Annotated in this window: 11 protein-coding genes and 1 pseudogene; 8 read left to right on the forward strand and 4 right to left on the reverse strand. The window is 71.3% G+C overall.

What is annotated here, in order from left to right; all coding sequences use genetic code 11:
- Positions 1-6 precede the first annotated feature (6 nt).
- Positions 7-1,365 carry an NADP-specific glutamate dehydrogenase gene (gene gdhA, locus KUM38_RS05965; RefSeq protein ID WP_217128194.1) on the reverse strand — a complete coding sequence of 453 codons (1,359 nt, stop codon included), beginning with the start codon at positions 1,363-1,365 and terminating at the stop codon, positions 7-9.
- A 397-nt stretch (positions 1,366-1,762) separates the two neighbouring features.
- On the opposite strand from gdhA, the gene KUM38_RS05970 reads away from it, so the two are divergent.
- The 5 genes and pseudogenes from KUM38_RS05970 to KUM38_RS05990 all read left to right on the forward strand — a co-directional run.
- Positions 1,763-2,641, forward strand: a complete 879-nt coding sequence (locus KUM38_RS05970; protein WP_217128195.1) for an SUKH-4 family immunity protein — start codon at positions 1,763-1,765, stop codon at positions 2,639-2,641.
- Entirely contained in the window at positions 2,638-4,344 is a 1,707-nt protein-coding gene (locus tag KUM38_RS05975; protein WP_217128196.1) for a hypothetical protein, read from the forward strand. The genes KUM38_RS05970 and KUM38_RS05975 overlap by 4 nt, the downstream gene beginning before the upstream one ends.
- A 126-nt stretch (positions 4,345-4,470) precedes the next feature.
- The gene (locus KUM38_RS05980) at positions 4,471-5,985 is read left to right on the forward strand and encodes a nucleic acid/nucleotide deaminase domain-containing protein (protein WP_217128197.1); all 1,515 of its coding nucleotides are present in this window, start codon (positions 4,471-4,473) and stop codon (positions 5,983-5,985) included.
- 37 nt (positions 5,986-6,022) lie between these two features.
- Entirely contained in the window at positions 6,023-6,577 is a 555-nt protein-coding gene (locus KUM38_RS05985; RefSeq protein ID WP_217128198.1) for an SUKH-4 family immunity protein, read from the forward strand.
- Positions 6,578-7,143: 566 nt separating this feature from the next.
- A pseudogene (locus KUM38_RS05990) lies at positions 7,144-7,272 on the forward strand (SAM-dependent methyltransferase); the annotation flags it as partial.
- Between the two features lie 86 nt (positions 7,273-7,358).
- Here KUM38_RS05990 and KUM38_RS05995 read toward each other — a convergent pair.
- Positions 7,359-8,531 carry an endo-1,4-beta-xylanase gene (locus KUM38_RS05995; protein WP_217128200.1) on the reverse strand — a complete coding sequence of 391 codons (1,173 nt, stop codon included), beginning with the start codon at positions 8,529-8,531 and terminating at the stop codon, positions 7,359-7,361.
- A 221-nt stretch (positions 8,532-8,752) separates the two neighbouring features.
- Between KUM38_RS05995 and KUM38_RS06000 the strand changes: the two genes are divergently transcribed.
- The 3 genes from KUM38_RS06000 (at position 8,753) to KUM38_RS06010 (ending at position 11,530) form a co-directional block, all read left to right on the forward strand.
- A complete protein-coding gene (locus KUM38_RS06000) occupies positions 8,753-9,700 on the forward strand; it encodes a LysR family transcriptional regulator (protein ID WP_217128201.1) in 948 nt (315 codons plus the stop codon).
- A gap of 91 nt (positions 9,701-9,791) precedes the next feature.
- Complete coding sequence (locus tag KUM38_RS06005) at positions 9,792-11,150, forward strand: alpha-lytic protease prodomain-containing protein (RefSeq protein WP_217128202.1); 1,359 nt, start codon at positions 9,792-9,794, stop codon at positions 11,148-11,150.
- Positions 11,151-11,389: 239 nt separating this feature from the next.
- Complete coding sequence (locus KUM38_RS06010) at positions 11,390-11,530, forward strand: hypothetical protein (protein ID WP_217128203.1); 141 nt, start codon at positions 11,390-11,392, stop codon at positions 11,528-11,530.
- Between the two features lie 6 nt (positions 11,531-11,536).
- Here KUM38_RS06010 and KUM38_RS06015 read toward each other — a convergent pair whose 3' ends face one another.
- Together KUM38_RS06015 and KUM38_RS06020 are read right to left on the reverse strand one after the other, a co-directional pair.
- Positions 11,537-11,758, reverse strand: coding sequence for a hypothetical protein (locus tag KUM38_RS06015; protein WP_217128204.1), 222 nt, complete (start codon positions 11,756-11,758; stop codon positions 11,537-11,539).
- Positions 11,758-12,636 (reverse strand): hypothetical protein, encoded by an 879-nt coding sequence (locus KUM38_RS06020; RefSeq protein WP_217128205.1) that lies wholly within the window; start codon positions 12,634-12,636, stop codon positions 11,758-11,760. The genes KUM38_RS06015 and KUM38_RS06020 overlap by 1 nt, the downstream gene beginning before the upstream one ends.
- Positions 12,637-12,825 lie beyond the last annotated feature (189 nt).

Raw genomic sequence — 12,825 nt, forward strand, 5'->3', positions numbered from 1 at the left:
TATGCGTCAGATGACGCCCTGCGCGAGCATCGCGTCCGCCACCCGCTCGAAGCCGGCGATGTTCGCGCCGGTCACGTAGTCGCCGGGGGCGCCGTAGCGCTCGGCGGTCTCGGCGCAGGTGGTGTGGATGTCGGTCATGATGCGGGCCAGCTCGTCCTCGACCTGGTCGGCCTTCCACGACGTGCGCGACGCGTTCTGGGTCATCTCCAGCGCGCTGACCGCGACCCCGCCCGCGTTGGCCGCCTTGCCGGGGCCGAAGGCGACGCCGGCCCGCTGGAACAGCTGTACGGCCTCCGGCGTCGTCGGCATGTTCGCGCCTTCGGAGACCGCCTTCACGCCGTTGCGGATGAGGGCGTCGGCGTCGACGGCGTTCAGTTCGTTCTGGGTCGCCGACGGCAGGGCGACGTCGGCCGGGACCTCCCAGACCCGCCCGCCGGGCACGAACCGCGCGGAGGCGCCCCGGCGTTCGGCGTAGTCGCTCACCCGGCCGCGCTCGACCTCCTTGATCTGGCGCAGCAGCTCCAGGTCGATGCCCTTCTCGTCGACGACGTAGCCGCTGGAGTCGGAGCAGGTCACCGGGTTGGCGCCGAGGGCGGCCAGCTTCTGGATGGTGTAGATCGCGACGTTTCCGGAGCCGGAGACGACCGCGGTCTGCCCCTCCAGGTCCTCGCCGCGGGCGCGCAGCATGGCCTCCGCGAACAGCACGTTGCCGTATCCGGTCGCCTCCGGACGGATCAGCGAGCCGCCCCAGCCCGCGCTCTTGCCGGTGAGCACGCCGCCCTCCCAGCGGTTGGTGATCCGCCGGTACTGGCCGAACAGGTAGCCGATCTCGCGGGCGCCGACGCCGATGTCACCGGCCGGGATGTCGGTGTACTCACCGATGTGCCGGTACAGCTCGGTCATGAAGGACTGGCAGAAGCGCATGACCTCGGCGTCGCTGCGGCCCTGCGGGTCGAAGTCGCTGCCGCCCTTGCCGCCGCCGATGCCGAGACCGGTCAGCGCGTTCTTGAAGATCTGCTCGAAGCCGAGGAACTTGATGATCCCGAGGTTCACCGACGGGTGGAAGCGCAGGCCGCCCTTGTAGGGGCCGAGGGCGCTGTTGTATTCGATCCGGAAGCCCCGGTTGACGTGGACCCGGCCCTGGTCGTCCTGCCACGGCACCCGGAACATGATCTGCCGCTCCGGCTCGACCAGCCGCGCGACGAGCCCCGGCTCGGCGTACTCGGGGCGTGCCGCGAGCACCGGAGCGAGGGTGTCCAGCACCTCGCGTGCGGCCTGGTGGAACTCGGGTTCCGCCGGGTTGCGGCGCTCGATCTCGGCGCGGAGCAGGTCGAGCGAGGTCTTGGGGTCGGGTCGTGTGGTCACGGGATCCCTTTCTGGCGCGGCTGACACCGGTACGGGGACCGGTGATGGGCGCTCGGCGCCGTTGCCGCGCGCAGGACATCGGCCGCCCCGGTTGTATACGACAGGTCGGCCGACCCTTCCAGTGTTACTCCTGCGTTAACGCGATACCAAGACCCGGGCCGGAATGTCCGCTATCTGGACGGCATGTACGGAACACGGAGCGCCACGGCGGCCCGCTCTCCGTGTGCGGCCGGGAGCGGGTGTGTGTCTCCGGGAGAGCCGGATCCCGGATCTTCCGGTGGTACCGGACCTTCTCGACGTCCTCGGGAGGCCGTCCCTCCGGCACGTGGCCGCCCGAGGCGTCCCGCCGCCTATCGTCGTAGGCGTCGTTCGCCCGTCAGCCATGTGAGGTGTTTCCATGTCAACGCCTGCTCCGGACCCGGCCCTTGCTCACTTCGGCCGGGACGGTCTGCGCCGGTTCGGTACGGCCGGTGCGTACGGGGTCCGGCTGCCCGGGCCCGCACGGACGCTGCTGGAGGAGGTCGGCGTGCCGGTGCACGTCGCACCGTACTTCCGCGCGTCCGGCGAGGGGGACGCTCTCGCGCTGGGGATGCTCGCGGGGCACCGGGGGTGGGAGCGTCCTCCGGCGGAGCTGGCGGGATGGGCCCGGCTCGGGGACGACGGGCTGGCGCATCTGTGTGTGCGGCCGGACGGTGCGGTGCAGGCGGTGTTCCTGGGGATCGACGAGGAGGACATGTTCGTCAACACGAGCCTCGCCGCGCTGAACGCCGGCCTGACCGTCCTCGACCGCGTGCTCCCGGTGATCGCCGCGTCATCGGGCCTGTCGGAGGCCGCTGCCGCGTTCCGGGAGCTGAACGAGGAGCTGCGCGGAATCGACGCGGCGGCGTTCGCGGAGCGGGAGAACTGGTGGCCGCGCGTGCTCGACGACGTACGCCACACCCTCAACTTCCCGTTCTCGGCGGCGTTCGAGTACCTCGACGACGCGGGCCGGAAGCAGATCGTCACCGAGGTGACCGGGCCCGGGCGCGCGCATCCGGAGGAACTGGTCTGGCGACGGCTGGAGCGGGAGGGCGTGGCCGCGGAGCGGGTCCGCCGGGTGTACTGCGAGCTGGAGCCGTGCATGATGCCGGGGCACTACTGCGCGGCGTGGATGCACCGGACCTTCCCCACCGCGGAGTTCACGCACAGCTTCGACTACGGCGCCGACGCGGACTCCCGCGAGGCGGGGTTGAAGGAACTCATCACGTACGCGGCCCGGCAGGCGGACCGACGGTGAGCGGTGGCCCGTGGGCCCGGCCCGCGGCGGGCCGGGAGCCGGCCGCGGCCGCGCTGCTGGGGTGGCTGGCCGACCCGGACGCGCCCCGCCTGTGTGTGGTGTCCGGTGGTGCGGGGTGCGGGAAGTCGACGCTGCTGGCCTGGCTCGTGGGGCACGGGACCCGGCCGGTGACGGCGCCGGCGCGGCGGGTGCACGCGTTCGTGCCGCTGGCCGGGCAGGGGGTACGGGGGACGGTGTGGACGCTGGCCGAGCAGCTCGGTGTGGTGGCCCGGGCGCCGGGGGAACTGCTCGCGGCTCTGGCCGCCGACGAGCGGCGCACCGTCATCGTGCTGCCCGACCTGCACGCCGCCGCGGACGCCGAGGCCGTGGCCGCACTGGTCTCCTCCCTGGTCGGGCCGGGGCACGTCCGTCTCCTCGTGGAGGCGCGGGCCGGCCATGACGCCGTACGGCTCCTCGACGCGTGCGGGCCCGCGGTGCTGGACCTCGACGAGGAGCGGTGGACGGATCCGGTCCGCCGCGCGGCGTGGCAGGCCACGCAGGCCGCCTCCGGTCGTCTCCCGGGCAGTCCCGAGCCGGACGGTCCCGAGCCGGACGGTCCACCCGCGGCCGGGGCGCCGGACCTCGGCGACCCGGCTGCCGTCTGCGCGGCGGACCCGGTACGGGTCACCGCCGCCTACGAAACCGGCACGGACCGGTGCGGGGGCCTGCGGGCGGCGTGGCTGCGGGCCGGGCAGTCCCTGATGCGCGACCAGTCCCCCGCCGAGCGGGCCCTGGTCCTGCTGACCGTCCTCGGCGACGGCGCGGATCCACGCATGAGGCCCGCCCTGGCCGAGCTCTCGGCCGGCGTGCCCTGGGAACCGGTCTGGTCCCGGATACGCGGAGACGTCACCCCGCCCTGGCCCGGTCCCGCCCTCGCGCTGGCCACCGGTCCCGGCCCGCTGGACGGCCGGTTCCTCGTGGCCGATCACCAGGGCGTCCTGCGCACCGCGGCGCTCACCGACGCGGCCGCCACCGGCCGGCTGCCCCGTCCCGTCCCCGGGGTCACCGCCCTCTGCGCACTGGCCGACGGCACCGTGTGGGCGCTCGACGACCAAGGGCGGCTGCACACCCGCCGGTTGCCGACCGCAGGGGGGCCGTCCGGCCTGGCCGCGCTCCTCGGAGACACTCCCTCCCCGGGCGATGCGGCCGCCGAGAGGCTCACGGCCCGGCTGGCGGACGTTCCCGGCTCCGCGCTCGCGGCGTCCGGCCGGGCGGCGGCCGCCGGTGGCGTGGACGGTGCGGTGTACGCCGTGTCCCTCGACGAGGACGGAACGGCCCCGCGCACCGCTCACCTCCACCGGGGACGCGTCACCGCCCTGGGGGTGGTCGACGTCCCGGCCGGAGAGAGCGGGCACGTGACGCCCCTGGTGTACAGCGGGGGCGTCGACGGCCGGGTCCGGGCCTGGGCACCCGGTGGCGAGCCCATGGCCGTTCCCGTCGTCGAACGTTCCTGCGCCGTGGCGGCCCTCGGCTGCGCTCTCACCCCCTCGGGTCCGGCGCTGGCGGTCGGTTGGGCGGACGGCCTGGTCGAGTACCACCGGCTCGGCACCGGCGAGACACGCGCCTTCCACCCGGGGCAGCCGGTCAACGCCCTGGCGCTCACTCCCGACGAGCGGCTGCTGATCGGCACCGACGAGGCGGTGCTCTGCCTGCGGCCCCGGTGACGGTCCCCCCCCGCCTCTTCACCAACCCTCCGCCGAACCAGACGAGTTAGAACGAATTCCGGATTGACGAACGCGTCACCGATCACGAGGGTGAGAGGAGCTGATCCGCGACGGGGGACGTGACGCATGGGGATAAAGCTGCCCGATGAACTCGTCGAGGTGCTCGACCTGGTCGGTGTGCAGTGGCCCAACATCGACGAGGACGAGGTGCGCGCCTCGGCCAAGGACTACCGCAAACTCGCCGAAGGCATACGGGACGTCATCGCCGACGGCAACAAGGCGTGCTCCCACATCGTCGGCGGCCGCAGCAAGGGCAAGACCGTCGACGCGATCGACCGCCGCTGGGGCAAGCTCACCACCAAGGACCTCACCACCTTCTCGGGTGCCCTCGACGATCTGGCCGGAGCGCTGGACGACTGCGCCGGCTTCATCGAGGGCTGCAAGATCGCCTGCATCGCCGAGCTCTCCGCGACCGCGGTCGCCGCCACCGCGGGCGTCGTCGGCATGTTCTTCACCTTCGGCGCCAGTGGCGTGCTCAGCGCCGCCGCGGTCGCCGCCTGCCGCTTCGCGCTCCACGAGGCCATCGACTACGCGGTCGGGGAGATCACGAAGATCGTCACCGAGAAGATAGAGGCCAAGATCCTCGGAATGATCGAGGACGTCTTCACCGACCGCCTCGACGCCGGGGACGAGGACCTGTCCCGGTACGCCACCGGCGGCTCCGACATGGCCTACGACCTGGCCATCGAGTTCGACGAATTCGACCGGGCCGTCGGCGACTACCACACGACCCGGGAGAACTTCGACAAGAAGAAGGGCGAGCACAAGACCGGCGGCGCCGACCGCCGCAGCTCCGTCAAGAAGGACAGCCGCTTCCACAAACTCGCCACCGTCATGGACAAGTGCGAGGACGCCGTCGACAAGAAGGTCGACGAAACGCTCGACGTCCTCGAGAAGCACGGCGGGGACATCGACAAGGGCAAGAAGGAGCACAAGGAGCGGGACGAGAAGACCAAGCGGGACATCGACGGGTGCGGTGACGTCCGCACGTACCTCCTGAGCACGGACGGTACCGTTCAGCGCCTGGACGGCGACGGCAGACTCCACACCCTCGACAGCACCGACAGGGAACGTCTCGACGGCATCCTCGACAACGGCAAGGCCTGGCGCCCGCAGACCCGGCGCGACCAGGCCGACACGTCGGTCCCCAACACCCACCCCGGCAAGGTCCGTTCCACCAAGGTCGACCCCTACACGGACGAACTCGGGCGGGCCACCCAACTCGCCCGCTACGCCCGTGACGACTACAGCGGGAACAACTACGCCGCGGGCCGGTACGTCGATCCCGACGGCAGAGGGGAGAGCATCCTCGTCGGCTACAGCGAGAAGAGCATGCACTCCGAACGCTCCATCGGCTACCCGCTCCTGCACAACGGAAAGCAGTCGGGCCTCAAGGAGGTCTTCACGGAACGGGAGCCCTGCCAGCTCAAACCCAGCTGCGACCGGTGGCTGGACCGGCACTTCCCCCAGGCCAAGACGGTCCACCACACCAACGAATACGACCAGACGGTGCCGCGTCACCGCCGGGACGTGGAGCACCAGCAGTACATGCAGGAACTCCAGAAGGCACACGGCCGGTAGCATCGGCCTACGCCCTCGACGAAGCACGAAGGTCCCCATGAGTTTCGCAGTCTCCGCGGACGAACTCCTCAGCGCGTTCGGCCTCACAGGTGTCGTGTACTTCCCTCGCCACGAGGAACCGGGCAGCCGTCTCGACGTACGGACGGCGGACTTCCTCAGCGGGGTCGGTCTTCCGGACGACGAGTACTTCAAGTCGAAGGCCGGCGTCGGCCAGGAGGAGTCGATCGCTCTGGCCGAGTGGTTCGGGCCCGAGGACGGAATCCTGCCCGAAGAGTGCGGGTCCTGGCTGGTGCTCGCCCATTTCGCCGCCTCCCTCCTCGCCCTCGACCCCGGGAGTGGGAAGGTGTACGCGTTCGGCGAGGGCGAACCCCTGGACTCGTACACGCAACTCCACCGCGATGTCGAGTCCCTCGTCTACGCCTTGCTCCTCTTCAAGAGGTTCGAGGAGCACGAACGGGACGACGACGCCGACGTCGACGAGCAGATCGACCGGCTGCGCGCGCGGATCGAGGCATTCGACCCCCTCCCCTTCGAGGACGACCAGTCGCAGTGGAACCTCGTCCTCGACGAGGTCGCCGAAGGCATCTGGTGAGACGGGCCGCCGTGCACACGCGCCCCGCCTCCAGGCCCACACCCACCAGAAACCGTGAACACTCACCAAGAAGTGCTCACACCCCTCACATCTGAGCGCCACCCCAACAGAATCGACCCGAACGCTCACTGGAGGAGACGGGGACGGAAGACCGGGACGACGAAGAGCTCCGGCTCCGGCATGCGGACCTTCGCCGGGCTCCTGGACGCGCTGGAGTCGGAGGAGGACGTCCGCGAGTGGTCACGCCTCTTCGGCTCCGCGACACCCGGCTCCGCGACCAGGAGATCACCGTCTCCGGCCGCAACACGGAGTTGCGGGAGAGCGGCTGGGCCCAGGTGAAGACAGGCACGGCCAAGAACGCCCCGTCTACGACGTCCACTTCGAGAACCCCGAGGTATTGATCCGCATGCGCCCATGGGTGGCAGGGCGACGGGTGCCCGGCACATCGCGCCGATCAAGGCCCGGTCATCGGGGCGGGCGCGATTGAGGGAGGTCAACTGCCGGGCGTGCCATGGGGAATCGACGTGGATCAGCAGAACTCCGGCAAGGACAGCTACCCGGTGGACGAGGGGCTGGAGGTCGTCGCCCCCGGCGTCGTGGCGGCCGAGGAGTGGCATCCGGAGCTCGGTGAACCGGTTCCCGGGCAGGAGGGCGTCCACAGCGGAGCGTACGTGGCGGTGGCCCGCAGGGCGTGAGCGCCCCGCCGGGCGCCGGGCGGGGGACCGCCCCCGGACCGGTCGTGCGTCGTGCACGGCCGGCCCAGGGGGTCCGAGGGGCGTACTCAGCCCTTCCGGTGCTTGCGGTCCTTCTTGCAGTCGTCCTCCCGGGCCGCCTCCTTCAGCGTGTCCCGCAGGGCGTAGAAGGCGGGCTTGCGGTCGAAGTCCTCGGTCATGACGTTCGCGAAGCCCTCGCCCTCGAAGAACACCGGCACCCACGAGTACTTGTCGGTGAAGCCCCAGATGGTGAACGAGTTGCAGCCGTCGACGGCCAGGCACGCCTGAAGCGCCCGCTGGTAGTAGTCGGCCTGCTTCCGCTCCTGCTCCTCGGTGGGCACGCCGCTCTCCGGCAGGTCCATGCGGACGTCCAGCTCGGTGACGGCGGTCTCCAGGCCGAGCGCGTCGAACCGGCTCAGGTTGTCCTTCAGGTCGCCCGGGAAGCCGTACCGCGTGCTCAGGTGTCCCTGCACGGAGAAGCCGTGCACGGGAACGCCCTGCGCGAGCAGGTCCTGGACGAGGGCGTAGTAGGCGTCGCTCTTCGCGTTGACGCTCTCGACGTTGTAGTCGTTGAAGAACAGCTTCGCCTTCGGGTCGATCTCGTGGACCCACCGGAAGACGTCCGCGACGATGCCCGGGCCCAGCTCCCGGATCCAGATGTTGTCCTGGGTGCGCAGGTTGCCCTGGTCGTCGAAGATCTCGTTGGCCACGTCCCACTGCTGGATCCTGCCGGCGTAGCGGCCGACGACGGTGGTGACGTGCTCGCGCAGGATCGCGCGCAGCTCCTCCGCGGAGAAGTCCCCCTCCTCCAGCCACGCCGGGTTCTGGCTGTGCCACAGCAGGGTGTGGCCGCGTACGACCTGCTTGTTGCGCTTGGCGAACTCGACGATGGCGTCGGCCTGCGCGAAGTCATAGCGGTCCCGCTCGGGGTGGATGTAGTCCCACTTCATCTGGTTCTCGGGGGAGACCGAGCTGAACTGGCGCCCCAGGATCTTCCGGTACTCCTTGTCGTACGTGAAGGGGTCCGGGTAGTCCTGCTCCAGGTGGTGGCCGCCGCCCGCCACGGCGGTGCCCACGACGAAGCCCTCGGGAGCGGCCTCGCGCAGCCGGTCGAACGTGGCGTGGGAGTGCGGCGCGGCCTCCTTGCCGGCCGACGGGTCGGCGGCGGCCGAGCCCGTCATGAGCGGCAGGGTCAGGGCGGCGGTGGCGAGGGCCACGGTGGCGAAACGAATGGATCTCATGCGGGGAGTCTCATTCCGATCATCGTTCTCGAATGTTTCGAAACACAGTCCGAAACATTAGGGATGAGCGGACGCTAAGGTCTGGCCGAGCCGCGCGTCAATACCCGTGCACAGGTCGTGTCCGCACCCGTGCGCAGGTCGTGTCCACGCCGACGACCGCCCGGACAGCAGGTCCGTACCAACCCCTTGCTCCCGCACCCGTCACGTCGCAAGCTCCCCTCATGGAGCTGGAGTTGCGGCATCTGAAAACGATCCGGGCTATTGCCGACGCCGGCAGCCTGACCAGGGCGGCGACGGCACTCGGGCTCGCACAGCCCGCGCTGAGCGCACAGCTCAAGCGGATCGAACGCGCCCTGGGCGGTGAGCTGTTCGAACGCGGGCGGCACGGAGTGCGGGCGACCGCGCTGGGCGAACTCGTGCTGGAGCGCAGCCGGATCGTGCTGCCCGCGGTGACCGAACTACAGCAGGAGGCGGCGCGGTTCGCCCGCACCTCGCGCGCGACCGCCTGCCTCCGGCTGGGCGGCACCCACGGTCCGCTGCTGGGCGCCCTGGTGGACCGGCTGGCGGACGCGGTGCCGGACGCCCGCGTCACCACCTGCACGTCCTGGTCCGAGCGGGAGCTGGCCGCACTGCTCGTCGAAGGCCGGCTGGACTTCGCCCTCGCCGGGACCTGCGGCTCGGCCGAGCCGCCGGGTGCGCAGGGCCTGGTCTGGCAGGAGGTCGCGGTCGATCCGGTGTTCGTCATGGTGCCGGAGGGCCATCCGCTCGCCCACCCGGGAGAGGTGGACCTGGCCGAGCTGGCCGGTGAGCAGTGGGCCTGCGTCCCCGGCGACGGCTGCTTCGGGGACTGCTTCACGGCGGCCTGCGCCCGCGCCGGCTTCACCCCGCGACGGATGTACGAGACGGACACCTCGTCCCTGGTCCATCTGGTGCAGGTCGGCCGGGCGGTCGGACTGTGCCGGGCGACCTTCCCGACCACGCCCGGAATCACCACCCGGCCGCTCACGGGCACTCCGCTGACCTGGCGGCACCTGCTGGGCCGGCACACCGTGACCCAGCGGGCGAAGACCGCCGCCACCGTCCTCGAACAGGCCCGGCTCGCCCACACCGGCGTGGCGGCGCGCAGCGACAGCTATACGGAGTGGCTCGCCGCCCAGCCCGTTCCATAACACCGGGGAGAGGGCCGGCCGAGCTCTTACGCCCGACGTTCGGCCCTCCCTACGGTTTCGGCACCTCCCCACCGAACCGAGGAGATGCCCCATGCCCCACCGACACCTCCCCCGACGCACCAGATCCGTGGGTGCCGCCGTCGCGGCGACGGCCGCCCTGCTCGTGGCCGGGCTCAGCGGCTCCGCGAGCGCGGGGCCGACCGCCTCGGCGGCACAGGCGCTGCGCACGGACGCCGCCCCGCCCGCCCTCCTCGAGGCCATGGAACGCGACCTCGGCCTGGACCGGCAGCAGGCGGAACGCCGCCTGGCGAACGAGGCGGACGCCGGCACCACCGCGGGCCGCCTCCGCGCGGCACTGGGCTCCGACTTCGCGGGCGCCTGGGTGAGCGGCGCCGAGTCCGGCACGCTCACGGTGGCGACGACGGACGCCGACGACGTACCGGCCATCGAGGCGCAGGGCGCGAAGGCCACGGTCGTACGCCACTCCCTGACCGCTCTGGACGCGGCCAAGTCCCGTCTGGACCGGGCGGCTCAGCGCAACGACACCACCGACGCCCCCGTCTGGTACGTGGACGTCCGCACGAACACGGTGGTCGTCCAGGCGGTACGCCCCTCCGCCGCCCGCGCCCTCCTGTCGGCGGCCGGCATCGACCGCTCCCTCACCCGGATCGAGAAGTCGGCCGACCGGCCCCGCGCGCTGTACGACCTGCGGGGCGGCGAGGCGTACTACATCAACAACAGCGGCCGCTGCTCGATCGGCTTCCCCGTCACCAAGGGCACCCAGCAGGGCTACGCCACCGCCGGTCACTGCGGGCGGACCGGTGACAGCACGAGCGGCCACAACCGGGTGGCCCAGGGCACCTTCCAGGGCTCGGTCTTCCCGGGCCGGGACATGGCGTGGGTGGCCACCAACTCCCAGTGGACGGCGACTCCTCACGTCAAGGGCCAGGGCGGCCAGAACGTCCAGGTCACCGGCTCCACCCAGGCCCCGGTCGGCGCCTCGGTCTGCCGCTCCGGCTCCACCACCGGCTGGCACTGCGGCACCATCCAGGTGCTGAACACCAGCGTGACCTACCCCGAGGGCACCATCAGCGGCGTGACCCAGACCACGGTGTGCGCCGAGCCGGGCGACTCGGGCGGCTCGTACATCTCCGGCAGCCAGGCGCAGGGCGTCACCTCGGGCGGCTCGGGCAACTGCAGCAGCGGCGGTACGACGTTCTTCCAGCCGATCAACCCGCTGCTCCAGAACTACGGCCTCACCCTGAAGACGACCGGCGGCGGCGAGGAGCCGCCCGAGGAGGAACCGGGCGGCACCTGGTCGGCGGGCACCGTCTACCAGCCGGGCGACACGGTGACGTACGGCGGCGCCACCTACCGCTGCCTCCAGGGCCACCAGGCCCAGACCGGCTGGGAGCCGTCGAACGTCCCGGCGCTGTGGCAGCGCGTGTGAGCTGACGTTTCCGACGGGGGAAGACCGGCCCCGGGTGCGCTGTGGTGAGCGCGCCCGGGGCCGGTCCCATGACCTCGGCGTCCCGAGGCGTGCATCAGGGAATCCGCCCACGCGCCGGGGGTGAGCGCGAGCCGGGGACCTGCCGCGTTCCTGGAGCCATGGACGTGGACGGGGCGTCATCGCGACATCCCGCGCTGGTCCCGCGGCGGTCGGGGCCCGGTCGGCCGGAACCGCACGAGGTGCCTCGGCACAGCGGCACGGTCACGACCCTCAAGGTCAGGCCGGGCACTCTGGAGTCGGCCAAGACCCCGGCCGAGGCCGACCCGGGCTTCTCGGCGGGCAGCGACGGCGACGCGTTCGGCATGGCACTGCCCCACTGAGCCGGTTCAGCCTGCCGCGTCCTCGAAGACTTCGGCCGCGGACGTCGCCGTGATGGCCCGCGTGAACCAGATCTCCAGGGTGCCGGGATCCCCGCAGTCCATGACACGCTCCCGCTCCTGCCCGGACACCTCGATACGCCGGTGATCGAGCAGGAGCAGAACGTCCTCGGCCCGGCCCTCGGCTCGGAGCTGCTGAGCCGTCTGCGACTGGAACCAGGAAAGGTCCATCAGTCCGCGGTCCCGGGCGACGCGAAGATCTCCGCCGTCGACGTGGCGGTGAGGGCCCTGGTGAACCAGAGGCTCAGCACGTCAGGGTCACCGCAGCCGACGATGCGGTCCCGGTCCTCTCCGGAAATCTCGACACCCCGATGACCGAGCAGCATCAGAAGGGCCTCTGCCTGCCCCTCCGCACGAAGCTTCTGAGCGGTCTCCGACTGGAAGAAGGAAAGATCGACGGCCATGAGGTGCCTCCAGATGTCCGCGGCCGGCGTCTTGCCGAGGCCTTGTTCCGTGAGTTCGATGAAGGTGCCTGCGGTGCTCTCGTCGTCGGCCGACAGGCCCTTGAGTGCCTTTGCCAGCGCGTTCAGTATGGCATCGGCGTCCGGGTCACGGCGGTGCAGCGCGGCGGACAGGACCGTGAGCGGAATGTCGCGAGCGGCCTCGTCGGGGCTGGCGATCACCGGCACGTCGTCGGGCCCCAGGACAAGGGGGCGCAGGGTGAGCGAGGGCCACTGACGGGGGCCGATGTCGACCTGCTGGGCCGCCCACGCGGCCGTCCTCCGGTCCGCGCAGACGACGAGGAGCACCGGCGGGACGCCGTACTTGGCGTACACGTGGGCGAGGTAATAAGCCCAGCTTGCGAGCTTGCGCGCGTCCGGTTCGCTCTGGGACTCGACCGCCAGGACGAAACTGCCGTCCTCGGTCTCCATCCGCAGCAGCGTGTCCACCCGGCGCTCCAGTGGCTGTGTCTCCGTGAGGTCGGTGGAGAGCTCGGTGGTGGAGAGGGGTGGGGGAAAGGCGACGCCGAGGTTCCTGGCGGCGCGCGCGAAGAGGCCCGGGTCCTGCTGGAAGATCCGGTGCAGGGCCTCATGGGATGAGCTGACCATGGGGCGAAGCCATGGGCGGAACGGCATGTGCCGCTCGCACATGCCCCGTCATTCGCGCGAACGAACGACACCCCCAGCCGCAGAGTTGACGCCGAACGGTCGTCCGCACAGGCGAAAGGGCCCGCACGACCGAAGTCGTGCGGGCCCTCTCAGGTGCTCGCAGCAGGAGCTACCAGGTCAGATCAGCAA

Source organism: Streptomyces sp. AC558_RSS880 (genome assembly GCF_019049255.1).
GTDB lineage: Bacteria > Actinomycetota > Actinomycetes > Streptomycetales > Streptomycetaceae > Streptomyces.